The organism is Streptomyces sp. NPDC006207, from assembly GCF_040613835.1.
In the GTDB taxonomy this organism is placed as follows: Bacteria; Actinomycetota; Actinomycetes; order Streptomycetales; family Streptomycetaceae; genus Actinacidiphila.
Genome location: NZ_JBEXSX010000025.1, coordinates 89,449 through 115,490, shown reverse-complemented (window position 1 = coordinate 115,490; position 26,042 = coordinate 89,449). Strand labels below are relative to the sequence as shown.

Sequence of the window (26,042 nt, the reverse complement as noted above, 5' to 3'; positions counted from 1 at the left end):
CCGTCCACCGGTCAGCGGGGCATCGCTGCCAGCTTCGCCGCGAGGCTCTCGACGCGGTCCCGCCAGACGTCCAGCGCCAGAGCGGGGGGCACCTCGGGGACGCCGGTCTGGGTGAGGACCAGTCGCGCGCCATGCCCGGTGCCGCGGGTCAGCTCCCAGCGCACGGTGCCCTCGTGGCGGCCGTGGAGGTCCCAGGGGTAGGCGAGCGCCTCCTTCGGGCGCAGTTCGCTCACCGGTCCGGGGGCGAAGTCGCCCACGACGAAGCCACGCGGCACGGGTCCGCCCACCTCGGGCGCGGACACCCCGCCGAGCAGGGTCTTCCACACCGTGGCCGCGGGCTGGGTCAGCTGCCGCTCGAAGCGGACCTTCCAGCCGACCGGCAGCTCCTCCACGGTGCCGTGGTCGAGACCGAACTCCTTGACGTAGCGCTCGTGGGCCGCCTTCATGTCGCCCGGCCCGGGCACCGGCTCGCCCTCCAGCTCGGGGTCGATGCCGGCGATGCAGGCGTCCCAGCCTGCGGCGAAGCTGGCGGCGCCGGGGCGGTCGCCGAAGGTGTGGGTCAGGGTCAGCACCGAGCCCAGGGACTCCGGCACCAGCTCCCAGCGCAGCAGGTCCTCGCCCCAGGTGTAGGCGATGACGTGCGGCGGGTCCCACTCGGTGACCTGGCCGTCCATGGCCTCGCCCTCGCCGTGCCGGAACGGGAAGCGCACCTTGCCGCCCACCCGCGGCTCCATCTCCACGTCGGAGGGGAACCACTTCGACAGGTGCCCCGGCTCGGTCAGGGCCCGCCACACCTTCTCCGGCGGGTGCGCGAGCCGCCGCTCCATCCGCAGCGCGGTCCGGCCGTCCGCGGTGGTCAGCGTCTCGCCGGTATCCGTGGTCATGGCTCCTCCATCTCGTCGGGCATGGCGTCCAGATGCCGCTCCAGCGCGTCCAGGCCGGTGCCCCACAGCCTGCGGTAGGGCGCGAGCCAGGCGTCGACCTCCCGCAGGGGCTCGGGGCTCAGCTCGTACCAGCGGCGCTGCGCCTCGGCACGCACCCGGACCAGGCCCGCCTCACGGAGCACGCGCAGGTGCTTGGACGTACCGGGCTGGGTGAGGCCGAGGTGCTCGGTGAGCTCGCCGACGAGGCGGGGGCGCTCCAGCAGCAGATCGAGGATCCGCCGCCGCGTCGGCTCGGCCAGCACGTCGAAGGGTATGGACACGTTCCCCAATATACTCCTCAGGCTATATACCCACAACGGCATGTGCGCGCGGCGGGCACGCGCCCGGGCCTCGTCGCGCCCTGGTGCGCGCCCCCGACGGTGGGTCAGAATGTCCGCCGTGACGATCAGCACCGCCGAGGCGGACAAGGTCCTGGCCGACAACTTCGCGCCCTGGGTGCAGGACCTCGGGCTCTCCGTCGAGGAGACCGGGGAGCGGCACGCCGTGCTGCGGCTGCCCTGGTCGGACCGGCTGGCCCGGGAGGGCGGTGCGCTGTCGGGCCAGGCGCTGATGGCCGCCGCCGACACGGCCACCGTGATCGCGGTGTCCGCGGCCCGCGGGGACTACGGGCCGATGACGACCATCCAGCAGTCCACGACCTTCCAGCGGGCGGTCATGGGCACCGACGTCCTGGTCACGGCGCGCGTCACCAAGCTCGGACGGCGGCTGGCGTTCATCGACGTCGAGCTCACCCCCGAAGGCGCCGTCGAACCCGCGGCGCAGGCGACCACGGTCTACGCCTTCCCCGGCTGAGGCGGCCGAGGCAGCTGGAGCGGCTGGGGCGGCTGGCGGCGCCCCGGCAGACGCCCGCAGACCCCCTCCCGCCCGCTTTTCACCGTATCGAGTCGAATTCCCCCTCACGCGCGGCGTGGTGGTGCGACAACCCAGCCGGTCCGGGCAACCATTGACCATTCGTCAGATAATCGGTTTTCGGGCTGGAGCGACGTGACTCGACGACCCCGCCGGGTGCGCCTGGCGATCTCCGCGACGCTGGCGTGGAGCGCCGTGCTCGGCGGCGCCGGCGGGGCCGCCGCCGCGGTCGCCGGGGACGGGCTGCGCTACGGCGCGACCACCCGGCTCGCCTCGGGCGTGGACTACCGGACGTTCACCTACCGGGGAGCCCACGGCACGGCCCGCGGACACCTGCTGACGGTGGACCTGCGCACGCCGGGCGTCACGGTGGACCTGCTGCACCCCGGTGTCGTCGCCGGACGCGGCACGGTCTCGGGGCTCGCCGACGCCGCGGGCGCGGTGGGCGGCATCAACGCCGACTTCTTCAACATGAGCGAGGCCCAGCACGCCGGGGTGCCCGCGACCGGTGCCGCGGTCGGCCCGGCGGTCGCTGCGGGACGGGCCCTGAAGTCGGCGGTGCCGCCGGCCCAGCGCTTCGGCCCCAAGCTGCCGCCCGGCGCGACCACCGAGGACGTCCTCGCGGTCGGCACGGACCGGATCGCCCGGCTCGACCGGCTCCGGCTGTCCGGCTCGGTCAGCTTCGAGGAGGGCACGGTGCCGCTCGCCGGCCTGAACCAGTACGCGCTCCCGGTCGGCGGCGTCGGCCTGTACACCTCGGACTGGGGCAGCGCCTCCCGGCTCCGCGCCGGCTGCGGCGACGACACCAGGCGCGCGGCGCCCTGCAGCAACGACACCTACGAGGTCATGGTCAGCCAGGGCGAGGTGGTGGGCGTCGGCGAGGGCCCGGGAGAGGGCGAGATCCCGCCCGGCGCGGTGGTCCTCGTCGGCCGCGAGGCGGGGGCGGAGGCGCTGCGCCTGCTGGAGCCCGGCGACGCGGTCGACGTGCAGCAGCGACTGGTGGCCTCCGCGTACGGCGGCGGGTACAGCTTCGCCGTCGGGGGCTACCCGATCCTGCGCGACGGCTACCCCGTGGACGGCCTGGAGAACGGCGTCACGGCGACCCGCACCGCGGCGGGCTTCGGCGACGACGGGCACGTGATGTACCTCCTGGCGCTGGACGGGAAGGCCGAGTCGGGCGCCGGCCTCACGGTCCGCGAACTCGCCTCCCTGATGTCCGGCATCGGCGCCCAGGCCGCCGTCAACCTCGACGGCGGCGGCTCCTCCACCCTCGTCACCCGCGCCCCCGGCGCGTCCCGCGTCAAAGTCCGCAACCACCCGGCGGGCGGCACGGAACGCCTCGTCGCCAACGGCATCGGCGTCTTCACCACCGGCGGCCCACAGCGCCGCGGCCGGACCCTGGACCCGGCCCGACTCGGCATCGAGGAGTTCCCGCATGTGCAGGGGCCCCCGCCGGTCGAGGCCGTGGTGGACGTGCAGCCCTGGGGGTGAGGACCGCCGGACCGCCTGCCCTTCAGCCCCCCAGGCCCGGCGCGCCCCAGAGGGGGAACCAGCGGCCCAGGTCCTCCTCGAGGCGGAGGTCGTTCCCGAGCAGGGCCTTGACCTGGAGCTCCAGGGGGTTGTCGCGCTTCTCCCCCGGAAGCGGGACGAACGGGTAGAACGAGCCTCGTTTGTAGAGGTAGACCAGCGCCAGCGACCGCCCGGCGTCATCGCGGAAGGTGGCCAGGGAGCAGAGCAGCTGGGGGCCGAAGCCGTGCCCCTCCAGGGCCGAGTTGACCGCGTGGAGGTCGCCGACCAGGGCCGGCAGGTCCTCGGCCGGACGCCGGACGACCAGCCATGTGTACCCGTACGCGTCGCGGACGGACTCCACCGGCACGGCGCCCTGGCCGGTGTCCATGTCGAGGAGCGCCCGCACGTCCTGCTGGACCTCGGCGAACGCGCCGCCCTCCACGGCGGCGAAGCACACCGAGCCCACGCCGGTGGGCCGGAAGCCGGCTGCGGCCTCCAGGGTCACGGCCGCCGAGGGGAGCCCGAACAGCTGGTCCAGGTCGGGTCTGACGGGCTTGCTGCGGCCGAGCAGCGCGTCCAGGAACCCCATCAGCGCCGTCCCAGCTCGACGGAGATCCGGCCGAGCTGCGCCAGCCGCTGCTCCAGCGTGGGATGCGTGGACAGCAGCTGGGCCAGGCTCTGGCCGCCGGCGAGGGCGGGGACGAAGTAGAAGGCGTTGAAGGGCTCGGCCTTGCGCAGGTCCTCGGTGGGGATGCGGGCCATCTGCCCGGAGACCTTGGTCAGCGCCGAGGCCAGGACGGAGGGCCGCCCGGTGAGCAGCGCGGCGGAGCGGTCGGCGGACAGCTCGCGGTAGCGGGACAGCATCCGGGTCAGCAGGAAGCTGACGCAGTACACGAGCGCGCTGACCAGCGGGATCAGGATGACCACGATCGCGGTGCCCGGGTCGCGGCTGTTGCGGCCGAGGCCGCCCCACAGTCCGATGCGGGTGACCACCCCGGCGAGCACGCCCAGGAAGGAGGCGATCGTCATGACCGCCACGTCCCGGTGGGCGACGTGGGAGAGTTCGTGGGCGATGACGCCCTCCAGCTCCTCGGGCTCCAGCCGGCGCAGCAGGCCGGTGGTGGCGCACACCAGGGCCGCCTTCTCGTTGCGTCCGGTGGCGAACGCGTTGGGGACGTCGCTGTCGGCGATCGCGACGCGGGGTTTGGGCATGTCGGCCAGGGCGCAGATCCGGTCGACGACGCCGTGCAGTTCGGGGGCCTGCTCGGGCGTGACCTCGCGGGCGCCCATGCTGAAGGCGGCGATCCGGTCGCTGAACCAGAACTGGGCGATGAACAGCCCGCCCGCGACGATCAGGATCAGTGGCCAGGCACCGCGCAGCAGGGCCAGCAGGACGCCCACGAACACGACGTACAGCAGCCCGATCATGAACATGGTGACCACCATGCGGGTGGTCAGCCCCCGGTCGGGGGCGAAGCGGGTCCTGTCCATGGCCCCTCCCGTTCCTCCGGGCCGCCGGCCGCGGCTTCGTGCTCCGCTGTCGATTGTGCCTCCGCCGGCACGTGAACGGCGGGGGCGCAGGCGCGGCCGGCCCGGAGTGATCAGCCTGCCGGGTCGAGCGTGAGCTTGCCGTAAGTACGGCGGGCCCGCAGGTCCTCGTGGGCGCGGGTGACCTCGGAGAGCGGGTACCTGCCGCCCTCCTGCGGCTTCAGCCGTCCGTCGGCCGTCATGGCCAGCAGGTCGGCCATCGGCTCGCGGTACATGCCGGGGCGCCCCAGGCAGTGCATCAGCCAGAAGCCGACGACGGCCCGGGAGCGGCCCATGAGCTGCGCGGCCTGCACCGGGGTCGGGGGGACGCGGGAGGCGAGTCCGTACGTCACCAGGCGGCCGAAGGGGGCGAGTGCGGCCAGCGAGGCGTCGAAGACCGGGCCGCCGGTCATCTCCAGCACGATGTCGACCTTCTTGCCGCCGTTGGCCTCGACGAGCCGCTCCTTCAGCCCCGCGGCGTCCGTGGCGTCCGCCTCGATCGCGACGTCCGCGCCGAGCTCCAGCGCGAGGTCGCGCTTGTCCTTGGAGGAGGCGGTGGCGATGACCCGTCCCGCACCGAACTCCTTGGCGAGCTGCACGGCGAGCGAGCCGGTGCCGCCCGCGGCGGCGTGCACGACCACCGACTCGCCCGCGGCCATGCGGGCCGAGGTGCGCAGCAGGTGCCAGGCGGTGAGGCCCTGGACGACCAGGGCGAGGGCCTGGCCGTCGGTGACGCCCTCGGGCACGTCGTGGGCGAGGTACTCCTCGACGACGGCCTTCTCGGCGTAGCCGCCGTTGTCGGTCAGGGCGACCACGCGGCGGCCGCCGGCGGTGCGGCCGACCACCTCGGCGCCGGGCACGAGGGGCAGGGTGGCCTTGGAGAGGTAGGAGTTCTCCACCAAGTGCGTGTCGGCGTAGTTGACCCCCGCCGAGGAGACCTCGACCAGCAGTTGCCCCGGCCCCGGCACGGGATCGGGCAGCTCGACCTGCCGCAGCACCTCCGGCCCGCCGAATTCGGTGATCTGGATCGCGCGCACCGCGACTCCCTCCGCGTACGTACCAACGTCGTCCGGGGTCACGATAGCCCGTAACACCGACCAGTCGGTATGTGACTTTCCCCGGAGCACCGGAAGAATGTGGGGCACCCGAGCACCGCACGTGTCCTCCGTCCCTCGTCCGCCCCGCAGGGAGAGCCCATGCTCAGGCGCAGCAAGCTGTTCGGCCGCAAGACGCGGATCACCTTCGCCCTCCCCGTCGACCACCCGCCCGGCACCGTCAGCGTGGTCGGCGACTTCAACGGCTGGGAGCCCGGCCGGCACACCCTCGTCCCCCGCCGCGACGGCACCCGCACGGTGTCGGTGATCCTCCCGGCGGGCGTGCACCGCTTCCGCTACCTCGCCACCGATGCGATCTGGTTCGACGACGAGTCGGCCGACCGCGTGGACGACCAAGGCAGCCTCCTGGAGCTGTAGGCCGTCCCGCGCGCCGGGGCGCCGTCCGGCCCCGCCCCGTACCACGGGGCGGCCGGACGCGCCGCCGGATGAGCGGTACGGGTCACCGCACCGTATGGTCGTGCGTAGGTACGGCCGGGGCTGCGCCGGGGAGCACCTCACGGCAGCGGGCGACCGCGGCGACCGGAAGGGCACGAACGGCATGTGGCGGCGCCTCCCAGTACGTCAGATCGTCGGTGTGGCACCGCTGTTGCTGGTGGCCCTGATCGTCCTGCGGCAGTGGCCGATGGTGGACGCCGGTACCGACCGGCTGGGTTCCGCCGACGCCGAGTGGCTGCTGGCGGCCGGGGCCGCGACGCTGCTCGCCTGGGTGTGCTCGGCGGCCGCCCAGCAGGGCGCCGTGCTGGAGCAACTGCCCACGGGACGCCTGCTGGCCACCCAGTTCGCCGCGTCCGCGGCCAACCACATCCTCCCGGCGGGGGTCGGCGGCAACGCCGTCAACCTGCGCTTCCTGCTGCGCTGCGGCCTCTCCCCCAGTCGTTCCGCGGCCGCGCTGACCGTGCGGGCGCTGGCGGCCTGCGTGGTGCGGATCGGGCTGCTGGTGGTCCTGCTCGCGGCCTTCCCGCACGCCCTCGACCTGCGCAAGGTCGTGCCCGGGCGGCCCGGTCCGACCGTCGCCCTCATGGCCGGCGCGGCGCTCTGCCTGGTCCTGGTGGTCCTGCTGTCGGTGCGCCACGTCCGCCGCACCGTCCGCTCGTTCCTCGGCACGGTCGCCACCGACGTCCGCGCGGTGCACGGCCGTTCCGCGCGGGTGGCGGCGCTGTGGGCGGGTTCCCTGGCCTTCCCGGTGATGCACGCCGCGGTGCTGGTCGCGGTCGTACGGTCGCTGCACGCGCCGGTGCCGGCCGCGCACGTCGCGGTGGCGTACCTGGCGGGCAGCGCGGCGGCGGCCCTGCTGCCGACCCCGGGCGGAATCGGCTCGCTGGACGTGGCCCTGGTGCTGGCGCTGGTCACCGCGGGGGCCACCGGCGTGGCGGCGACCTCCGCGGTGCTGGCGTACCGCATCGTCACCGTATGGTTGCCCCTGCTCCCCGGTGTGCTGGTGCTGGCCGCGCTGGTCCGCCGGCGGGTGCTGTGAACCGTCCGGGGAGGGAAGTCCAGTGCGCGTCCTGATCGGTCTCGTCGGGGCGCTGGTCGTCGCCGGGACCTTCTCTTCGGTGCTGCGCACGCTGGTGATCCCGCGGCCGACCCGGTCCAGCTTCACGCGCCTGGTGCACGCGGCGGTCCACCTGCCCTTCCAGTTCGTCGCGGACCGCTGCCGGACGCCCGAGGCCAAGGACCGTGTCCTCGTCCCGGTGGCCGCGGTGTCCATCCTCGCCAACCTGATCGGCTGGCTGGTCGCCTTCTGGGCGGGGTACGCCATGCTGCAGGCGGCGGTCAGCGACCTCGCCCCGATCAACGCGCTGCGGGAGGCGGGGTCGTCGCTGTTCACGCTGGGCTTCGCCAGCAGCCACCACGTCGACCTCACGGTGATCGACTTCATCGCCGCCGCGACCGGCCCGATCACCATCGGCCTCCAGATCGGCTACCTGCCGACCCTGTACGCCGCCTACTCGCGCCGCGAGGCGGAGGTGACCCTGCTGCAGGCCCGGGCAGGCAACCCGCCGTGGGGGCCGGAGATCCTCGCCCGCTACGCCCAGATCGGGCTCACCGACAGCCTCACCGAGCTGTTCCGCAACTGGGAGCGGTGGGCGGCGGAAGTGAGCGAGAGCCACACCAGTTACACGGTGCTCAGCCGGTTCCGCTCGCCGCAGCCCGACCGCAGCTGGCTGATCGCGCTGCTCGCCGTCATGGACGCCGCCGCCATGCAACTCGCCCTCAACCCCGGGCGCCCGCAGGCCGAGGCCCGGCTCGCCCTGCGGGCCGGCTTCGTCTGCCTGCGCGACATCGCCGCGATCTGGCGGATCCCGTACGACGCCGACCCCTCGCCCAACGCGACCATCAGGCTGCCGTACGAGGAGTTCGCCGCGGCGGTCGCCCACGCCGCGGCCAACGGCTACCCGCTGGAGCGCACCCCCGAGGAGGCGTGGCCGCACTTCCGCGGCTGGCGGGTCAACTACGAGGAACTGGCCTACCGTTTCGCCTACCTCTTCGACGCGGTCCCCGCCCCCTGGTCCGGCCCCCGCCGCACCATGGAGGAGACCGTCACCCCGGTCACGCCGGTCGACCGCAAGCCGGCCGCCCGGGAGTAGCGGCGGCCCGGCCCCCGGCGGGCGCGGCAGGGGCGTTACGGTGACCACCGTGCCCATCAGCCCCGGCCCGACGGCCGACACCCGCCCCGCGCGGCCCGCCGACCTGCCGCACCTCCTGCGGTGGGAACGCGACTACATGCGTGCCGTGGAACCCGCCGCCGAGGCGGCCTGGACCGAGGCGATCGACCTCAACCTCGGCCTGTGGGTGGAGTGCCTGGACCGCACCCTCGTGCTGGAGGCCGGCGGCGGGCCGGGCGGCTCGATGATGTGGATGCCGGCGGGCGACGGCAAGGCCCTGCTGGTCGGCCTGCACGTGGTGCCCGCCCTGCGGCGCCGCGGCTTCGGCCGCCTCCTCCTCGACGCGTTCGCCGCGCAGGCCCGCGCGGCCGGCCACGGGACGCTGACGCTCGGCGTCCACCGCGTCAACCCGGCCCTCCACCTCTACGAGGGCGCGGGCTACCACCGCACGGGCGAGGACGGCGACTACCTCCTGCTGGAACGCCCCTCGGCGCCCTGACCGGCCCCCGGACCCCTCACGCCGCCGGCACCGGCTGGGGCGGCACCGGGCCGACGTAGCGGGCGGCCGGACGGATGATCTTGCTGTCCTCGGCCTGCTCCAGGACGTTGGCGCACCAGCCCACGACACGGGCGCAGGCGAAGGTGGGGGTGAACATCTCGCGCGGCAGGCCGCACAGCTCCATGACGACGCCGGCGTAGAACTCGACGTTGGTGTGGAGTTCACGGCCGGGCTTGAGCTCGGCGAGGATCGCCTCGACCCGCGCCTCGACCTGGACGGCGAGGTCGACGAGCGGGCCGCCGAAGGACCGGGCGATCTCCTTGAGCATCCGGGAACGGGGGTCCTCGGTGCGGTAGACGGGGTGGCCGAACCCCATGATGCGGTCGCCCGCCAGGACGCGTTCACGGATCCACGGGTCGATGCGGTCCGGGGTGCCGATGGCGTCCAGGGTGTCCAGGGCCCGGCTCGGGGCGCCGCCGTGCAGCGGGCCGGACAGCGCGCCGACGGCGCCGGTGAGGCAGGCGGCGAGGTCGGCGCCGGTCGAGGCGATGACGCGGGCGGTGAAGGTGGACGCGTTGAAGCCGTGGTCCACGGTGGAGATCAGGTACCGCTCGGCGGCCCGGGCGCGGGCCGGGTCGGGCTCCTCGCCGGTGAGCATGTACAGGTAGTTGGCCGCGAACGGCAGGTCGTCGCGCGGTTCCACCGGCTCCAGGCCCTGACCGAGCCGGTACAGGGCGGTCAGCAGCGTGGGCACGACGGCGGTCGCGGTGAGCGCGTCGGACAGCCGACGCTCCGGGTCGATGTCGTACAGCGGGCGGAACCCCTCGGCCGCCCCCAGCAGGGACAGCGCCGAGCGCAGCCCGGCGAGCGGGCCGCTCAGCGCTCCGGAACGGGCGACGGCCGGCAGCGCGTCGCGGACGGCGGCGGGCAGTCGGCGCAGCGGGGCGACGCGCCGGGCGAAGGCGGCGCGCCCGGCGGCGTCGGGCAGCGTGCCGAGCAGCATCAGGTGCCAGACGTCCTCGAAGGTGCGGCTCTGCGCCAGGTCGACGGCCGAGTACTGGCGGTAGTGGTAGAAGCCCTCGGTGCCGCGGACGTCGCCGAGCGCGGTCTCGGTGACGACGACTCCCTTCAGGCCGCGGGGTACGTCGGGGGTGACGGGCATGACGGTCACGGTGGTCCTCCGGTGCTGCTTCGACGGCTCGGCATTGACTCGACCATCCATCATTGATTCAATCTCCGTCAATATTGATTGAATCAATGTGTGGTGAGATGGAGTCATGACGACGGAGGAACGGCTGAGCACTCGCGAGGCGGCCGGGCGGCTCGGGGTCAAGCCGGAGACGGTGTACGCCTACGTCAGCCGCGGCCTGCTGAGCAGCCGGCGCGCCCCCGGCGGGCGCGGCAGCACCTTCGACCCCGAGGAGGTCGACGCCCTCGTGCGTCGCAACCGGCGCGCGGCGCAGCCGCCCCCCGAGGACGACGGCATGGGCCCCGTGCGCACCGCGATCACCCTCATCGACGGGGACCGCTACTACTTCCGCGGGGTCGACGCGACGGCCCTGGCCGAGCGGTACGGCTACGAGGAGGTGGCGGAATGGCTGTGGACCGGCGTCCTGCGTTCCGGGGTGCGTTTCACCGCGCCGCCGCAGGCGCTGCAGGCCGCCCGGCGGGCGGTCGGGGTGCTGCCCGGGCACAGCGGCCCGATGGACCGCCTGCGGGCGACCACCGTCGCGGCGGCCGTGGCGGACCCGCTCCGGTTCGACCTCTCCCCCGAAGCCGTGCTCGGCGCCGCCCGCGGCCTCATCCCCACGCTGGTCCGGGCTCTGCCCTCGGCCGGGACCCCGCACCAGGGAGAGGGCCGGCTGGCCTGGCGGCTGTGGTCCCGGCTGTCCGATCACCCGGCCGACGACGCGTCACTGCGTGCGCTGGACGCGGCGCTCGTCCTGCTCATCGACCACGACCTGGCCGCCTCGACACTCGCCGTGCGCGTGGCCGCCTCCGCCCGCGCGCATCCGTACGCCGTGGTCTCGGCCGGCCTCGGGGCCCTCGACGGCCCGCTGCACGGGGCCGCGAGCGGCCTCGCCCACCGCATGCTCGCCGAGGTCCTCGACCGCGGCAGCGCGGCGGCCGTCGTCGCCGACCACCTGCGCGCGGGCCGCCGTGTGCCGGGGCTCGGCCACCGCCTCTACCGGGCCGAGGACCCGCGCGCGGTCATGCTCCTGCGGCTGCTCGAGGACGTCCCGTACGCGGAGCGCGCGCTGACCGCCGCCCGCGAGGTGGCCGCCACGACGGCCCGTCACACCCCCGTCCACCCCAACGTCGACCTCGCCCTGGCAGTGCTCTCCGTCTCCGCCGGTATGGTCCCCGAAGCCGGCGAGACGGTCTTCGCGGTCGCCCGGACGGCGGGCTGGATCGCCCATGCCCTGGAGGAGTACGAGGAACCCCCACTGCGCATGCGCCCGAGCGGGCACTACGTGGGCCCGCGCCCTCCGCAGCCGCTGCCCTGAGGCCCGCCGCGGGGGTCCGTCAGCCGAGTTGCGTGGGCATCGGCACCTCGACGGCGTCGGTGGGCAAACCGGTGGCCGGCGTCCAGTCCGGCGTCGGCGGCGTGCGCGGCACCGGCGATCCGGAGCCCTCGGGGTTCTGCTCGATCGTCGTTCCGGACCCGTGCCCCCGGCCGGCCGTCCCGCCCTGGGTGGGGCGCGGCGGCGCGGCCGTCCGCCCGGGCCGGGGCGCTGAGCGCGCAGGGGAGGCGGATGCCGAGGCCGGGGCCGACGGCTCGGGCGGTGCGGAGGACGTGGCGCCCTCCCCCGGGCATCCGGCCACCGCCAGCGCCGTGAACAGCCCCGCCCCGGCCGCCAGTCCCCACCGGCCCGTTCCGTCGCTCACCGATCCACCCGCCGCACCGCTCACCGGCCCCATGACGGACGCAATCCACCGGCTCGGCGCGCGGGCGGGGCGGGCGGGCCCGCCACGTCGCAGGCGTTCAGGGCGAGTCCGGGAGGCGCACCTCGTACGCCAGGGCGTCGCCGGCCGCCGGGACGCGTTCCACCGCCGCCGCGCGGGCCGCGGCGCGGACGTCGTCCTCGGTCAGGGCGAGGAGCGACAGCTGCGGGGCCGGGCCGGTGACGACGAGCCGGGCGACCTCCGCCCGCATCGACAGCCGCGCCTCGGACTTGGCCTTGCGGACCGCGGTGATCGCGTCGCGGGCGGTGGCCAGGACGCGCGGGTCGCCGTCGCCGGCGAGCGCCCGCAGGGCGTCCGCGTCGGGCCATTCGGCGCGGTGGACCGAGCCCTCGCGCCACCACGACCAGACCTCCTCGGTGACGAACGGCAGGAAGGGCGCGAACAGCCGCAGCAGGACCGACAGGGCGGTGGACAGCGTCGCGAGGGCGGAGGTGTCGCCGTCGTACGCGCGGCCCTTGACCAGTTCGACGTAGTCGTCGCAGAAGTCCCAGAAGAAGGACTCCACGCGTTCCAGGGCGCGGGCGTGGTCGAAGTCCTCCAGGGCGTCGGTGGCGGCGCGGACGGTCGACGCGAGGGCCGCGAGGAGGGCGCGGTCCAGCGGCGCGGCGACCGCCGGTGCGGCGCCGTCCACGACCGCGCCGGAGGTGACCGCGCCGGAGGTGACCGCGCCGGAGGTGACCGCGCCGGAGGTGACAACGAAGCGGCCGACGTTGAGGACCTTGGTGGCCAGGCGGCGGCCGATCTTCATCTGCCCGGTGTCGAAGGCGGTGTCCGTGCCCGGCCGGGCGGCGGCCGCCCAGTAGCGGACGGCGTCGGAGCCGTGCTGCTCCAGCAGGTCGCCCGGGGTGACCGCCTTGCCCCGGGACTTGGACATCTTCTTGCGGTCCGGGTCGAGGATCCAGCCGGAGATCGCGGCGTGCCGCCACGGCAGCACGCCCTGCTCGGCGTGGGCGCGGACGATGCTGCCGAACAGCCAGGTGCGGATGATCTCGTGGGCCTGCGGCCGCAGGTCCATCGGGAAGACCTTGGCGAACAGTTCGTCGTCGGTGCCCCATCCGGCGGCGATCTGCGGGGTGAGCGACGACGTCGCCCAGGTGTCCATGACGTCCGGGTCGCCGGTGAACCCGCCGGGCGCGCCGCGCTGCTCCTCGCGGTAGCCGTCGGGGACGTCGGTGCCGGGGTCGACGGGCAGCGCCGACTCGTCGGGGACCAGCGGCCTGCCGTGGACGGGCTCGCCGGCCTCGTCGAGCGGGTACCAGACGGGGACGGGGACGCCGAAGTACCGCTGGCGGCTGATCAGCCAGTCGCCGTTGAGCCCTTCGACCCAGCTCTCGTAGCGGACGCGCATGTGCTCCGGGTGCCAGCGCAGTTCGCGGCCCCGCTCCAGCAGCCGGTCGCGCAGGGCCTCGTCGCGGCCGCCGTTGCGCAGGTACCACTGGCGGGTGGTGACGATCTCCAGCGGCCGGTCGCCCTTCTCGTAGAACTTGACGGCGTGGACGACCGGTTCGGGCTCGCCCTCCAGGTCGCCGCGCTCGCGCAGCATCCCCACCAGCCGCTCGCGGCCGGTGTGCGCGGTGGCGCCGGCCAGCTCTCCGTACGCCTCACGGGCCTGCGCCGTCCGCAGGGCGGCCGGCGGCGCGGGCAGGAAGCGTCCGTCGCGGCCGAGGACCGGGCGGGTGGGCAGCCGCAGTTCGCGCCACCAGGTGACGTCGGTGGTGTCGCCGAAGGTGCAGATCATGGCGATGCCGGTGCCCTTGTCCGGGTCGGCGAGCCGGTGGGCGTGGACGGGGACCTCGACGCCGAAGACCGGGGTCGTGACGCTCGTGCCGATCAGCTCCCGGTAACGCTCGTCGTCGGGGTGCGCGACCAGGGCGACGCAGGCGGGGAGGAGTTCCGGCCGGGTGGTGGCGACGACGACCCGGCCGCCGCCGGGGCGGTGGAAGGCCAGCCGGTGGTAGGCGCCGGGCCGTTCGCGGTCCTCCAGCTCCGCCTGGGCGACGGCGGTGCGGAAGGTGGTGTCCCACAGGGTGGGTGCCTCGGCCGTGTAGGCCTCGCCGCGCGCCAGGTTGCGCAGGAAGGCGCGCTGGGAGGCGGCGCGCGAACGGGCGCCGACGGTCTGGTACGTGAGCGTCCAGTCAACCGACAGGCCCAGGCGGCGCCAGAGTTGCTCGAAGGCCTTCTCGTCCTCGGCGGTGAGGGCCTCGCACAGTTCGATGAAGTTCCGCCGCGAGACGGACTGCTGGTGACTGCCGGGGCGCTCGGGCGGGGTGAAGCCGGGGTCGTACGGGAGCGAGGGGTCGCAGCGGACCCCGTGGTGGTTCTGGACCCGGCGCTCGGTGGGCAGGCCGTTGTCGTCCCAGCCCATGGGGTAGAAGACGGTCTGCCCGCGCATGCGCCGGTAGCGGGCGACGGTGTCGGTGTGGGTGTACGAGAAGACGTGGCCGATGTGGAGCGATCCGCTGGCCGTGGGCGGCGGGGTGTCGATGGAGAAGATCTCCTCGCGCGGCCGCGACCGGTCGAAGCGGTGTACGCCCGACTCGTCCCAGCGCCGCGACCATTTCGCTTCGAGCCCGTCGAGGGAGGGCTTGCCGGGGACGTCGTGGTGACGGGACGGGAGGTTCATGCCGTCCCATGGTAGGCAAGCGGGCCCCCGCGGCCGACCGATTTACCCGCCCGATCGTTCGTGTCACCGATGATTCGGTAACGGACCTTTTTGCTAGGCTCGGACCATGGGTCCCACGTTTTCCGCGCCCGACTTCACCGGGCTGCTGCAGTACGCCAGCCACGCCATGACGAACCGGCTGGCGGCGGCGCTGGCCGAGGTCGGGCTCACCCCCCGCGGGTACTGCGTGCTGCTGCACGCGCTGCCCGGGGAGCTGACGCAGGCTCAACTGGCCGAGGTCTCCCAGCAGGACAAGACCACGATGGTGGTCACCATGGACGAGCTGGAGCGGGCCGGCCTCGCCGAGCGGCACCCCTCCCCCACGGACCGCCGGGCCCGCATCATCACCGTCACCGCGGCGGGCCGGGAGCTCGTCGACCTCGGCAGGGAGATCACCGCCCGCGTCCACGGCGACCTGCTGGCGGCCCTTCCCCAGGACGAACGGGCGGTCTTCGCCTCCGCGCTGCAGCGGCTGGTGGACGGCCATCTCGCCGCGGGCGCGGATTCCCCGCGTCCGGTACGGCGCGCGCGGCAGTCCCGCAAGTAGGCTCGGAACGTGAGCGACAAGGCGGCTTTCGAGCGGGGCACGGACGGTCCCAAGGTGATCGTGGCGGGACTGGACGGATCGGAGTCGTCGTGGCGCGCCGCGGCGTACGCGGCGGGGCTGGCGCGGCGCCAGAGGGCGCTGCTGGCGATCGTGTACGTGCAGCCGGTCCTGGCGGCGGGGGCCGCCTTCGGCGCGCCGGTCGCGGAGGCGACCGCCGAGATCGCCGACGAGCTCAAGGCGGAGATAGAGAAGGCCGCTTCCCGTTTCCAGTCGGTGTCCAGTCTGCGCTGGGAGTTCCACACCTTCACGGGCGACCCGTTCAGCGGGCTGTCCCAGGCCTCCGACGAGCTCAAGGCCGACGCGGTCGTGGTCGGCGCCTCCGAGAAGGCCGGGCACCGGATCGTGGGCTCGGTGGCGGTGCGGCTGGTCAAGGCGGGCCGCTGGCCGGTGACGGTCGTCCCGTAGGCCCTCGCCCGCCTTGTGCGGTCAGGCCCCGTCGGCGACGTGGATGACGACCTTGCCGCGCCGGTGCTCGTGCTCCAGCGCCTCGTAGGCGGCGCGGGTCTCGGCGAGCGGCACCACGCGGTCGACCCGCGGGGTGAGCTTGCCGCCGTCGATGAGCCGGGAGACCGCCTCCAGGCCCGTCCGGTCCGGCTCGACGACGAAGAAGACGCCACGGGCGCCGTGCGCGCGGGCGCTCTCCTCGTCCGGCGGGGACACGATGCTCACCAGCAGCCCGCCGGGGCGCAGCACCGACCAGGAGCGGTCCTGCGTGGCGCCGCCGACGGCGTCGAAGACGACGTCCACGTCCGCCACCTCGTCCTCGAAGCGGCTGCCGGCGTAGTCGACGACCCGCTCCGCGCCCAGTCCGGCGACGAATCCCGCGTCGCGCGCGGCGGCGGTCGCCGTGACCCGCGCGCCGAGCGCGGCGGCGATCTGGACGGCGAAGGAGCCGACGCCTCCCGCCGCGCCGTGGACCAGCACGTGCCGGCCCGGGGTGACCCCTGCGTGCCGGGCGAGCGCCTGCCAGACGGTGAGCGCGGCGAGCGGGACCGAGGCGGCCGTGTCGTGGTCGAGACGCCGGGGCTTGGCGGCCAGGATGCCCGCGGGGAGGGTGACGAACTCGGCCGCGGCACCGTCGTGGACGAAGGGGATCAGTGCGTAGACGGCGTCCCCGACCCTCGGGGTGATCACCCCGGGGCCCACCCCGGCGACCACGCCGGAGACCTCGTGCGAGGGGATCGTGGGGGTGCGGTCGCGGCCCGAGCCGTCGAAGCTGTCGGTCCAGGTCGCGTCCCAGCCGAGCTCCCCGGCCGTCACGGAGGCCGCCCGCACCGCCACCAGCGCCTCACCCGCGTCCGGCTCGGGCCGGGGCACGGTCTCGTAGCGGAGCTGTTCGGGCCCGCCGCGCCGATGCGCCCGTACGGCGTGCATCGTCGTCACCATCGGCCGCTCCCGTGGGTCGCCCCCGCGTCTGACCGGCGGGGGCGACGGACGTCCCCGCTCCCTCCAGCATCCGGCCCCGCCCGGCTCCCGGCATCCCGTTCCGTGGGGCGACGGGGGGACGCGCCGGGAGGGCGGCGTTCGGAATAGCGCAGCGCTGCCCTCGGTTACGGTCAGTGGGTCCCGACCGACGGCACCCGGAAGCAGGTAAGGGAAGCATGAGCACTGTTGAGCTCACCAAGGACAACTTCGACGAGGTCGTGGGCAACAACGACTTCGTCCTGATCGACTTCTGGGCGTCCTGGTGCGGCCCGTGCCGGATGTTCGCCCCCGTCTACGAGTCGGCCGCGGAGAAGAACACCGACCTCGTGTTCGGCAAGGTCGACACGGAGGCGCAGCCCGAGCTGGCCGCCGCGTTCCAGATCCAGTCCATCCCGACGCTGATGATCATCCGCGACAAGGTGGCCATCTTCTCCCAGCCCGGCGCGCTGCCCGCACCCGCGTTCGAGGACCTGATCAAGCAGGCACGTGACCTGGACATGGACGAGGTCCGCAAGTCCATCGCCGAACAGGGCGCGGACCAGGAGGCCCCGAAGGCCTGACATCTGACGAGGCGTCAGCTATGGTACGGCCGTATGGGGTGCACCATGGCGGAGCTCGTCGAGGGCCAGTGGGGCGATCGGCGCCCCGGGCTGCTGTACGGGGAGCGCAGGCTCAGCCGCCATGACGTGGCGGCCGCTTCCGCCGCCCGCGCCGCGCTCCTGGCCGACCTGCTGCCGCACGGCGCCGAGCCGCACGTCGGGGTGCTCCTGGGCAACGTCCCGGAGTTCCCGCTGTGGCTCGGCGCCGCGGCGTGTGCGGGGGCCGCCGTGGTGGGGGTCAACCCGACCCGGCGCGGTGCGGAACTGGCCCGGGACATCACACACACCGAGTGCGCGCTGCTGGTCACCGAGCGCGCGCACCTGCCCTTGCTGCGCGGTCTCGCGCTCCCCCTCCCCCGGGAGCGGATCCTGGTCGTGGACGACCCGGCGTACGCGGCGCTGCTGCGCCGGTACGAGGACGCCGGTCCGCCGCGCGGCGGCCGGATACGCCCCGGTTCCCGGCTCCTGCTCTACTTCACCTCCGGCTCGACCGGCGCCCCCAAGGCCGTGGTCGTCTCCCAGGGCAGGCTCGCCGACGCGGGAGCCTCCCTCAGCGGCTCCCTGGGCCTCGGACCGGACGACGTCCACTACCTGTGCATGCCGCTCTTCCACGGCAACGCCGTGATGGCCGGCTGGGCACCCGCCCTCGCGGGCGGCGGCGCGGTCGCGCTGCGCCGGTCCTTCTCCGCCTCCCGCTTCCTGCCGGACGTACGCGCCTACGGGGCCACGTACTTCACCTACGTCGGGCGGGCCGTGCAGTACCTGCTCGCCACCCCCGAGCGCCCCGACGACCGCGACCACCGCCTGCGCCGGGGCTTCGGCACCGAGGCCGGGGCGGTCGACGCGGCCCGGTTCGCGGAGCGCTTCGGCGTGCCCCTCACCGAGGGGTACGGCTCCTCCGAAGGCGGAGCCGCCATCCAGCGCTCCCCCGGCACGCCGCCCGGCGCGGTCGGGCGCGCCGCTCCCGGAGCCGACCTCGCCGTGGTGGACCCGGCGACCGGCGCCGAGCGGCCCCGCGCGGTCCTCGACGCGGCGGGGCGGCTGCTCAACGGCGACGAGGCGATCGGCGAGCTCGTCAACCGCGGGTCCTCCCGCTTCGAGGGGTACTGGCGCAACCCCGAGGCGGTCGCCGCGCGCACCCGCGACGGCTGGTACTGGACCGGCGACCTCTTCTTCCGGGACACCGAGGGCTGGTTCCACTTCGCGGGCCGCGCCGACGACCGGCTGCGCGTGGACGGCGAGAACCTCGCCGCCGCCGTCGTGGAGAACGTCCTGGCCCGCTTCCCCGCCGCCGCGGCCGTCGCCGTGTACGCCGTCCCCGACCCCGTCTCGGGCGACCAGGTGATGGCGGCCCTGGCCCTCCGCGAGGGCGCCGCCTTCGACCCCGGCGCCTTCGCCGCGTTCCTGGCGGCGCAGGCGGACCTCAGCACGAAGTCGGCCCCCCGCTTCGTACGGGTCGTGCCGCGCATGCCGGTCACCGCCACCAACAAGGTGCGGCGCGCCGCCCTGCGCCGTGAGGGCTTCCGCTGTCCCGACCCCGTGTGGTGGTCCCCGCCCGGCGAGGGACCCTGCGGCGCGGCGTACCGCCGCTTCACCGCCGCGGACCTCGCCTCGCTGCTGGAGCGCTACCGCACCCAGGACCGCGCCGGGCTCCTGGACCGCTGAGCCCACCGCCCGGACCCGCACCCTCGGGCAGCCGTTTCATGCCGGTCCGTCCGGGAACACGCACCCCATGCGCCACGACCAGCTCCGGCCGCCGCGCCGGGCACTGCGCACGGGAACGGGCCCTACGTGACCGCCGGCCGGAGTACGGAGAACGCCCGGGACGTGCGGGACGCCCGGGCGACGGTGCGGGCGCTGCTGGCGGCGCACGGCGAGACGTACGCCATGGAGGCGGGCATCCGGTTGCGCGACACCCCGCAACCGCTCTACCAGTTGCTCGTCCTCGCGATGCTGCTCGGTGCCCGCATCCGCACGCGGACGGCGATCGCAGCGGCCCGCGCCCTGTTCGCGGCGGGGCTGCGCAACCCCGCCGCGACGGCCGGCGCGACCTGGCAGCGGAGACGGGACGTGCTGGACGAGAGCGGCTACCGCCGGTACGACGAGCGGACCGCGACCCGGCTCGGCGACGCGGCGCAGTTGCTGCTGGACCGGTACGGCGGCGACCTGCGCAAGGCCCGCGCGGCGGCCGACGGGGACGCGGAGCGGCTGTGCCGGCTGCTGCGGGAGGTACCCGGCATCGGCCCGGTCGGGGCGGGCTTCTTCCTGCGGGAGGTGCAGGCGGTGTGGCCGGAATTCGCCCCCGCCTTCGACGGGAAGGTGCTCCAGGGTGCGCAGCGGCTGGAGCTCCCCGGCACGGCCGGCGAGCTGGCGGAGCTGGTCCCGGAGGGCGAGGAGGCCGTCCTGGCCGCGGCGCTGGTGCGCGCCGCGGTGGACCGGAAGATCGTCGGGGAAGTCCTGACATCCACGCTCTGACCTGCACAGACGCGCTTTGGAGATGCGGGCCGCCAGGTCGCGGTCCACGCTTGATTCGGACCGGACGGCAGGGGCCGCCCTCGACTCGGGTGTCATCTGCCGTCCCTCGGCCGTTCGTCCGGGGCGCTCTTGAGCGGCCCGCACCGAAGGGCTTAGGTGGTACGGACACCGCCCGGCCGTGGCCGGGCGGGACACGGAAAGCCGCCTTCGACGGGAGGTCCCGGCCATGCCCGGCACCAGCCAGCGGATGGAGACATCCGAACCGATCACCGAGACAGCAGCGGAGGAACACATCCAGGGCATCTGTTTCAAGACCGGCCCGCCGCGCCGCATAGGCGTGGAACTGGAATGGTTCCTCCACGACCCGCACGACCCGGCCCGCCCGGTGGGCCGCGCACGGCTCGGCGCCGCCGTCGCCGCACTGCACGACCTGTACCTCCGCTCCCGGCTCACGACCGAGCCCGGCGGCCAGCTGGAGCTGAGCTCGCTGCCCGCCCCCTCACTCACCGCGTGCGTCAACGCCGCGGCCGCCGACCTCCACTCCGTACGCCACCGGCTCCGCCGGGAGGGCCTGGCCCTGGCGGGCCACGGCCACGACCCCTGGCGCCGGCCCCGCAGGCTGCTGGACGAGCCCCGGTACGCGGCGATGGAGACGTACTTCGACCGCTCAGGACCCGCGGGCCGGTCCATGATGTGCTCCACGGCCTCCGTCCAGGTCTGCCTGGACTCGGGTACGGAGGAGCCGGGCCCCTTCGGACTCGGCAGACGCTGGCTGCTGGCGCACCTGCTGGGCGCGGTCCTGGTCGCGGCGTTCGCCAACTCGCCGCTCAGCGCGGGCCGTCCGACCGGCTGGCGGTCCACGCGGCAGGCGGTGTGGGCCGCCCTGGACCCGGGGCGCACCCTCGCCCCGCCTACCGGGGCCGACCCGCGGACGGCCTGGACCGCCTACGCCCTGGACGCCCCGGTGCTGTGCATCCGCGGCGACCAGGCACCCTGGGCGGTGCCCGACGGGCTCACCTTCCGCGACTGGATCCGTGACGGGTCGTACCGGCCTCCCACCGCCGCCGACCTGGACTACCACCTGTCGACGCTGTTCCCGCCGGTGCGGCCACGCGGCTACCTCGAACTGCGCATGATCGACGCGCAGTCGGGGCGGGACGGCTGGATCGTGCCGCTGGCCGTGGCCGTGGCGCTCTTCGACGACGCCGCCGCCTCCGAGGTCGCCTACCGGGCGGTGAAGCCGCTCGCCGACGCGGCGGGCCGGGACCCGGCGCCGCGCAACCCGCTGTGGCGGCGCGCCGCCCGGCACGGCCTGGCCGACCCCGAACTCCACGCCACCGCCATGACCTGCTTCGCCGCCGCCCGTGAGGCCCTGCCCCGGCTCGGCGCGGACCAGGCCGTGCAGCAGGCGGTGGACGACTTCACCGAGCGCTACGTCCAGCGTGGCCGCTGTCCCGCCGACGACATGCTCGACGCCTTCCTACGCAAGGAGAGCCGCACGTGACCGCACCCGCGCTCGACCCCGAGACCCTGCGCCGGCGGGCGCTGGACGCCCTGACCACCGCGCGCGACCGCACCCGGGCGCTCACCACCTGCGTCGACGACCACGAACTCGCCGCGCAGCACTCCCCGTTGATGTCGCCCCTGGTCTGGGACCTGGCCCACATCGGCAACCAGGAGGAGCAGTGGCTGCTGCGGAACGTCGGCGGCCGTGAGGCCCTGCGCCCCGACATCGACCCGATCTACGACGCCTTCGAGCACCCGCGCTCGGAACGGCCCACGCTGCCGCTGCTGCCGCCCGCGGAGGCGCACGCGTACGCGGCCGAGGTCCGCGGGCGCGTGCTGGACATCCTGGAGCGGGCACCGCTGCACGGCACGCCGCTGACCGACGCGGCCTTCGCCTTCGGCATGATCGCCCAGCACGAACAGCAGCACGACGAGACGATGCTGATCACCCATCAGCTGCGCCGCGGCCCGGCGGCACTGACCGCGCCCCCGCCGCCGCCCGCACCCGCGGACGCGGCGTTCCTGCCGGCCGAGGTTCTGGTCCCCGGCGGTCCGTTCACCATGGGCACCTCGGCCGAGCCGTGGGCGCTGGACAACGAACGTCCCTCGCACGTGCGCGAGGTGGCGCCGTTCTTCATCGACACCGTGCCGGTGAGCAACGGCGCGTACCTCGCCTTCATCGAGGACGGCGGCTATGGGGACGAGCGCTGGTGGACCCCGGCGGGCTGGGCGCACGTCCGCGAGCACGGGCTGTCCGCCCCGTTGTTCTGGCACCGGGAGGGCGGTACGTGGCTGCGCCGCCGCTTCGGGGTGACCGAGCCGGTGCCGCGCGAGGAGCCCGTGCTGCACGTGTGCTGGTACGAGGCCGACGCGTACGCCCGCTGGGCAGGACGCCGGCTGCCCACCGAGACGGAGTGGGAGAAGGCGGCCCGGCACGACCCGGGGAGCGGCCGCTCCCGCCGCTACCCGTGGGGCGACGCCGACCCCGGCCCGGAGCACGCCAACCTCGGGCAGCGGCACCTGCGGCCGGCCCCGGTGGGCAGCTACCCGGCCGGCGCCTCGCCGCTGGGCGTACGGCAGCTGGTCGGCGACGTGTGGGAGTGGACGGCGAGCGACTTCCTGCCCTACCCGGGCTTCGCCCCGTTCCCGTACAAGGAGTACTCGGAGGTCTTCTTCGGCCCCGACCACAAGGTGCTGCGCGGCGGTTCCTTCGCCGTGGACCAGGTGGCCTGCCGGGGCACGTTCCGCAACTGGGACTACCCGATCCGGCGGCAGATCTTCTCCGGTTTCCGCACCGCCCGCGACGCCCGCCCGGAGCAGGTGTGAGCGCCGCCCCGAACAGACGGGGGCGCGGCTGATGTGCCGGCACCTGGCGTACGTCGGGCCGCCCGTCGCGCTCCGCGAACTCGTCATCGACCCGCCGCACTCGCTGTACCGCCAGTCGTGGGCGCCACGCCGGCAGAAGTACGGCACGGTCAACGCCGACGGCTTCGGGCTCGGCTGGTACGCGGACGGGGATCCGCTGCCCGCGCGCTACCGGCGCTCCGGGCCGGTGTGGGACGACCCGTCCTTCGCCGACGTGTGCCGGGTGACGCGCTCCGGAGCGCTGCTCGGCGCGGTCCGCGACATCACGGAGGGCTCGGTGGCCGACGAGTCCGCCGCCGCGCCGTACACGGCGGGCCGCTGGCTGTTCAGCCACAACGGCGCGCTGCGCGGCTGGCCGCACTCGGTCGCCGAGGCGGCCCGCACGCTGCCCCCCGAGGAGCTGCTGACCTTGGAGGCGCGCTGCGACTCCGCCCTGGCCTGGGCGCTGACCCTGCACCGGCTGCGCGCCGGCGCCGCGGCGGACGAGGCGCTCGCCGACACCGTCGGCCGGCTGGCCGCACTGACCCCCGACTCACGGCTCAACTTCCTGCTGACCGACGGCCGGGCGATCGCCGGTACCGCCTGGGGCGACACGCTCTGGTACCTGGACACGCCCGGCCGCTCCCTCGTCGTGGCCTCCGAGCCGTACGACGACAGTCCGCGCTGGACCGAGGTCCCCGACCGCCACCTGCTGTACGGCGATCCCACCGAGGTCCTGCTGATCCCGCTCAAGGAGCCGCACCTGTGAGCCCGTTCACCCTCACCCGCACCCTGCCCGCCGACGCCACCGCGGCCGCGCTGCGCGCCGACGTGGCGTACGGGCTGACCCGCAGCCCCAAGCAGCTCCCGCCCAAGTGGTTCTACGACGCCCGCGGCAGCGAGCTGTTCGAGAAGATCACCCGGCTGCCCGAGTACTACCCGACCCGCGCCGAACGCGAGATCCTGCACGCGAGGGCGCCGGAGATCGCCAAGGCGACCGGCGCCCGCACCCTCGTCGAGCTGGGCTCCGGCTCCTCGGAGAAGACCCGGCTGCTCATCGGCGCGCTGGGCGCACCGCTGACGTACGTGCCGATCGACGTCAGCGAGTCCGCGCTCAGGGGGGCCGGCGACGCCTTGCTCGCCGACCACCGGGAGCTGACCGTGCACGCGCTCGTCGCCGACTTCCAGCACGGCCTGACCCTCCCCGGGACTCCCGGGCCGCGGCTGGTCGCCTTCCTCGGCGGCACGATCGGCAACCTGCTGCCGCAGGAGCGGGCCCGTTTCCTCTCCTCGGTCCGGGCCCTGCTCTCCCAGGGCGACGCGCTGCTGCTCGGCACCGACCTGGTCAAGGACGAGGCGACGCTGGTGGCGGCGTACGACGACGCGCAGGGGGTCACGGCCGCCTTCAACAAGAACGTCCTGTCGGTCATCGACCGCGAGCTCGGCGCGGACTTCCACCCCGACGACTTCGACCACCTCGCCGTGTGGGACCGCGAGCAGGAGTGGATCGAGATGCGTCTGCGGGCGCGCGCGGACGTGACCGTGAAGGTCCCCGCGCTCGACCTGTCCGTGGACTTCGCCCGCGGCGAGGAGATGCGCACCGAGGTCTCCGCCAAGTTCCGCGAGGAGGGCGTGCGGGCCGAGCTGGCCGCCGCCGGTCTCGCCCTGCGGCACTGGTGGACGGACGCCGAGGGGCGGTTCGCGCTGTCGCTGGCGTTCCCCGCCTGATCCGCGCGGGTCCGCGGTGGCCGGTCCCGGAACGGGGCCGGCCACCGCGTTCGTCCCCGGTCCGTCCGGGTCCGTCCGAGCCGGCCGTCCGGGATATCTTCACGAGTAAAACATCTGCTAAGCTTTCTCGTATGCCCGGTTTCCCCCTCCCCGTCCGCGGCGCCTTCCGGCTCCGCTCCGTCCAGGACCTCTGGCACCGCCGGGCCCTCAGCGTCGTCGTCGCCGTGGGCCTGGTCGAGGTGACGCTGCTGGCCCTGGGGCGGCTGGACCTGGTGCTGTACGCCGCCGGCGGCGGACTGTGCGCCCTGTACGCGCACGGGCTGCCCTTCGCCGCCCGGGCCCGGACGCTCGCCCTGGTCGTCCTGGGCATGGCCGCCGGGGCCGGGGTGGCGCTGGCCACCGCCGCGCTGACCGAGTCGACGCCGGTCCGGGTGGCGGTGGCCGCCCTGCTCGCGGCGGTGCACAAGGTGGTGTGCGACGCGACACGGATCGGGCCGCCCGGGAACGTGATCTTCACCTTCGTGGCGGCGAGCGCGGCCTTCGTCCCGCAGGCCCTCGGGCAGGTGCCCGCACACACCGGGCTGGTGCTGCTCGGCGGGGCCGTCGCCTGGCTGGTGTGCATGGCCCCGGTGCTCGTGCGGCCGCACGCCCCCGAGCGCACCGCCGTCGCGCGGGCCCTGGAGGTCCGGGCCCGCGCGCTGACCGACGGGGGCACCCCCGGCAGCCGGCACGAGGCCACCCTCGCGGTGCACACGGCCTGGCACACCCTGCGGGCGGCCCGGACCACCGTCCATCTGGTGGGCCTGGAGCGGCTGCTGGCACGCGCCGAGGCCGCCGAGCCGGCCGACGCGGACCGGCTCACCGAGTGGGCCCGCACCCTGCGCCGTACCCGTACCCTGCCGGACCCCGGCCCCGCCGCGCGCACCCCCGCCCCTTCCGTCGGCACCCGGACCGGCCGGGCGGGGCGGCCCCACCGCCCCGGCCTGCGGCACCTGCTCCCCCTCGGGCTGCGCGTCCTCCTGGGCAGCGCCCTGGCGGGGTGGGGATCGATGGCCCTGGGCGTGGACCGGCCGTACTGGGCCGTGGTGACCGGCGCGGCCGTCTTCGCGGCCAACACCACCCTGTCGTGGCACCGCGCGCTGCAGCGGGTGCTCGGCAACCTCCTGGGCGTGCTGCTGTTCACCGTCCTGGTGCCGTTCACGGCCACCGGGGCCGTGACCCTCATCGTGACCGCGCTGGCCTGCAATGTCGCGGCCGAGGCGACCATCGCGCGCAACTACTGGATCGCCAGCGCCTTCGTGACGCCCATGGCCATGATCATGACCGAGTTCGCGGGCGCGCAGCCGGCCGGCCGGCTGGTGGCCGACCGCTGGCTGGACACCCTCGTCGGCGCCGCCGCCGGGCTGCTCGCCTGCTTCGCCGTGCCGAACCGCCGGGCGGGCCACCGGGTGGGCGCCGCGCTGCGGCGCCTGGAGCACGAGCTCGCCGCGCCCGTCGCCCGCGAGGCCCGGCTCGTGGCCGCCCTCCTGGAGCTGCGCGAGGCCGCCGACACCGCCTCCGGCGAGTGGTGGAGCCGGGCCCTGCCCGAGCGCCGGATCGCCGCCGCGGAGGACCGCGGCCACCTGATGCTGGCAGGTCGGCGCGGGGACGGCCGGTCCGTCACCGTGCCGTGACGACGCG

At 74.9% G+C, this 26,042-nt stretch carries 26 protein-coding genes; 17 read left to right on the top strand and 9 right to left on the bottom strand.

The annotated features are described in order from the left end of the window. Positions 1-11: 11 nt before the first annotated feature. Both ABZ312_RS21565 and ABZ312_RS21560 read right to left on the bottom strand, forming a co-directional pair. Positions 12-884, bottom strand: coding sequence for an SRPBCC family protein (locus tag ABZ312_RS21565; protein ID WP_500323191.1), 873 nt, complete (start codon positions 882-884; stop codon positions 12-14). After that, a complete protein-coding gene (locus tag ABZ312_RS21560; protein WP_500323189.1) occupies positions 881-1,204 on the bottom strand; it encodes an ArsR/SmtB family transcription factor in 324 nt (107 codons plus the stop codon). The genes ABZ312_RS21565 and ABZ312_RS21560 overlap by 4 nt, the downstream gene beginning before the upstream one ends. Before the next feature lie 118 nt (positions 1,205-1,322). Between ABZ312_RS21560 and ABZ312_RS21555 the strand changes: the two genes are divergently transcribed. Next, on the top strand, positions 1,323-1,736 hold the full coding sequence (locus tag ABZ312_RS21555) for a PaaI family thioesterase (RefSeq protein ID WP_500438504.1): 414 nt from the start codon (positions 1,323-1,325) through the stop codon (positions 1,734-1,736). Between the two features lie 192 nt (positions 1,737-1,928). Further along, positions 1,929-3,284 carry a phosphodiester glycosidase family protein gene (locus ABZ312_RS21550; RefSeq protein WP_500438503.1) on the top strand — a complete coding sequence of 452 codons (1,356 nt, stop codon included), beginning with the start codon at positions 1,929-1,931 and terminating at the stop codon, positions 3,282-3,284. 22 nt (positions 3,285-3,306) lie between these two features. On the opposite strand, the gene pspAB is transcribed toward ABZ312_RS21550, so the two are convergent. From pspAB to ABZ312_RS21535, 3 genes are all read right to left on the bottom strand, one after another. Next, positions 3,307-3,891 carry a PspA-associated protein PspAB gene (gene pspAB / locus ABZ312_RS21545; protein ID WP_500323186.1) on the bottom strand — a complete coding sequence of 195 codons (585 nt, stop codon included), beginning with the start codon at positions 3,889-3,891 and terminating at the stop codon, positions 3,307-3,309. Next, complete coding sequence (htpX, locus tag ABZ312_RS21540) at positions 3,891-4,793, bottom strand: zinc metalloprotease HtpX (protein WP_499515403.1); 903 nt, start codon at positions 4,791-4,793, stop codon at positions 3,891-3,893. Before htpX ends, pspAB begins: the two co-directional genes overlap by 1 nt. Before the next feature lie 110 nt (positions 4,794-4,903). Beyond that, a complete protein-coding gene (locus ABZ312_RS21535) occupies positions 4,904-5,866 on the bottom strand; it encodes a quinone oxidoreductase family protein (RefSeq protein ID WP_500323185.1) in 963 nt (320 codons plus the stop codon). A 159-nt stretch (positions 5,867-6,025) separates the two neighbouring features. On the opposite strand from ABZ312_RS21535, the gene ABZ312_RS21530 reads away from it, so the two are divergent. The 4 genes from ABZ312_RS21530 to ABZ312_RS21515 all read left to right on the top strand — a co-directional run bounded on the left by ABZ312_RS21530 (position 6,026) and on the right by ABZ312_RS21515 (position 9,049). Continuing rightward, positions 6,026-6,301 carry an isoamylase early set domain-containing protein gene (locus ABZ312_RS21530; protein WP_500360407.1) on the top strand — a complete coding sequence of 92 codons (276 nt, stop codon included), beginning with the start codon at positions 6,026-6,028 and terminating at the stop codon, positions 6,299-6,301. Between the two features lie 100 nt (positions 6,302-6,401). Next, a complete protein-coding gene (locus ABZ312_RS21525; RefSeq protein ID WP_500323182.1) occupies positions 6,402-7,418 on the top strand; it encodes a lysylphosphatidylglycerol synthase transmembrane domain-containing protein in 1,017 nt (338 codons plus the stop codon). Between the two features lie 22 nt (positions 7,419-7,440). Next, entirely contained in the window at positions 7,441-8,532 is a 1,092-nt protein-coding gene (locus ABZ312_RS21520) for a hypothetical protein (RefSeq protein WP_500323181.1), read from the top strand. Between the two features lie 49 nt (positions 8,533-8,581). After that, positions 8,582-9,049 (top strand): GNAT family N-acetyltransferase, encoded by a 468-nt coding sequence (locus tag ABZ312_RS21515; RefSeq protein ID WP_500438501.1) that lies wholly within the window; start codon positions 8,582-8,584, stop codon positions 9,047-9,049. A gap of 16 nt (positions 9,050-9,065) precedes the next feature. Here ABZ312_RS21515 and ABZ312_RS21510 read toward each other — a convergent pair whose 3' ends face one another. Further along, positions 9,066-10,211 (bottom strand): citrate synthase/methylcitrate synthase, encoded by a 1,146-nt coding sequence (locus tag ABZ312_RS21510; protein ID WP_500323177.1) that lies wholly within the window; start codon positions 10,209-10,211, stop codon positions 9,066-9,068. 115 nt (positions 10,212-10,326) lie between these two features. Here ABZ312_RS21510 and ABZ312_RS21505 point away from each other — a divergent pair, with 115 nt between their 5' ends. Further along, positions 10,327-11,556 (top strand): citrate/2-methylcitrate synthase, encoded by a 1,230-nt coding sequence (locus ABZ312_RS21505; protein ID WP_500438499.1) that lies wholly within the window; start codon positions 10,327-10,329, stop codon positions 11,554-11,556. 19 nt (positions 11,557-11,575) lie between these two features. Here ABZ312_RS21505 and ABZ312_RS21500 read toward each other — a convergent pair whose 3' ends face one another. Continuing rightward, entirely contained in the window at positions 11,576-11,938 is a 363-nt protein-coding gene (locus ABZ312_RS21500) for a hypothetical protein (RefSeq protein ID WP_500323174.1), read from the bottom strand. A 97-nt stretch (positions 11,939-12,035) separates the two neighbouring features. Then, positions 12,036-14,639, bottom strand: a complete 2,604-nt coding sequence (gene valS / locus ABZ312_RS21495) for a valine--tRNA ligase (RefSeq protein WP_500438497.1) — start codon at positions 14,637-14,639, stop codon at positions 12,036-12,038. Between the two features lie 106 nt (positions 14,640-14,745). On the opposite strand from valS, the gene ABZ312_RS21490 reads away from it, so the two are divergent. Beyond that, complete coding sequence (locus ABZ312_RS21490; RefSeq protein WP_500360198.1) at positions 14,746-15,225, top strand: MarR family winged helix-turn-helix transcriptional regulator; 480 nt, start codon at positions 14,746-14,748, stop codon at positions 15,223-15,225. A 9-nt stretch (positions 15,226-15,234) separates the two neighbouring features. Further along, positions 15,235-15,690 (top strand): universal stress protein, encoded by a 456-nt coding sequence (locus tag ABZ312_RS21485; protein ID WP_500323170.1) that lies wholly within the window; start codon positions 15,235-15,237, stop codon positions 15,688-15,690. A gap of 21 nt (positions 15,691-15,711) precedes the next feature. On the opposite strand, the gene ABZ312_RS21480 is transcribed toward ABZ312_RS21485, so the two are convergent. Next, positions 15,712-16,671, bottom strand: a complete 960-nt coding sequence (locus tag ABZ312_RS21480) for an NADP-dependent oxidoreductase (RefSeq protein WP_500323169.1) — start codon at positions 16,669-16,671, stop codon at positions 15,712-15,714. 215 nt (positions 16,672-16,886) lie between these two features. Between ABZ312_RS21480 and trxA the strand changes: the two genes are divergently transcribed. The 8 genes from trxA to ABZ312_RS21440 all read left to right on the top strand — a co-directional run bounded on the left by trxA (position 16,887) and on the right by ABZ312_RS21440 (position 26,035). Beyond that, entirely contained in the window at positions 16,887-17,270 is a 384-nt protein-coding gene (gene trxA / locus ABZ312_RS21475) for a thioredoxin (RefSeq protein ID WP_499515391.1), read from the top strand. 33 nt (positions 17,271-17,303) lie between these two features. After that, positions 17,304-18,974 carry an AMP-binding protein gene (locus tag ABZ312_RS21470; RefSeq protein ID WP_500360197.1) on the top strand — a complete coding sequence of 557 codons (1,671 nt, stop codon included), beginning with the start codon at positions 17,304-17,306 and terminating at the stop codon, positions 18,972-18,974. Positions 18,975-19,196: 222 nt separating this feature from the next. After that, positions 19,197-19,784: an endonuclease gene (locus ABZ312_RS21465; protein WP_500438508.1), complete on the top strand. Its 588-nt coding sequence runs from the start codon at positions 19,197-19,199 to the stop codon at positions 19,782-19,784. 226 nt (positions 19,785-20,010) lie between these two features. After that, positions 20,011-21,288: an ergothioneine biosynthesis glutamate--cysteine ligase EgtA gene (gene egtA / locus ABZ312_RS21460; protein WP_500360195.1), complete on the top strand. Its 1,278-nt coding sequence runs from the start codon at positions 20,011-20,013 to the stop codon at positions 21,286-21,288. After that, complete coding sequence (egtB, locus tag ABZ312_RS21455; RefSeq protein WP_500323164.1) at positions 21,285-22,616, top strand: ergothioneine biosynthesis protein EgtB; 1,332 nt, start codon at positions 21,285-21,287, stop codon at positions 22,614-22,616. The genes egtA and egtB overlap by 4 nt, the downstream gene beginning before the upstream one ends. 31 nt (positions 22,617-22,647) lie before the next feature. After that, on the top strand, positions 22,648-23,403 hold the full coding sequence (gene egtC, locus ABZ312_RS21450; RefSeq protein ID WP_500323163.1) for an ergothioneine biosynthesis protein EgtC: 756 nt from the start codon (positions 22,648-22,650) through the stop codon (positions 23,401-23,403). Beyond that, positions 23,400-24,362 carry an L-histidine N(alpha)-methyltransferase gene (gene egtD, locus ABZ312_RS21445; protein WP_500360194.1) on the top strand — a complete coding sequence of 321 codons (963 nt, stop codon included), beginning with the start codon at positions 23,400-23,402 and terminating at the stop codon, positions 24,360-24,362. The genes egtC and egtD overlap by 4 nt, the downstream gene beginning before the upstream one ends. Before the next feature lie 131 nt (positions 24,363-24,493). Further along, positions 24,494-26,035, top strand: a complete 1,542-nt coding sequence (locus ABZ312_RS21440; RefSeq protein WP_500438495.1) for an FUSC family protein — start codon at positions 24,494-24,496, stop codon at positions 26,033-26,035. Positions 26,036-26,042: the final 7 nt, after the last annotated feature.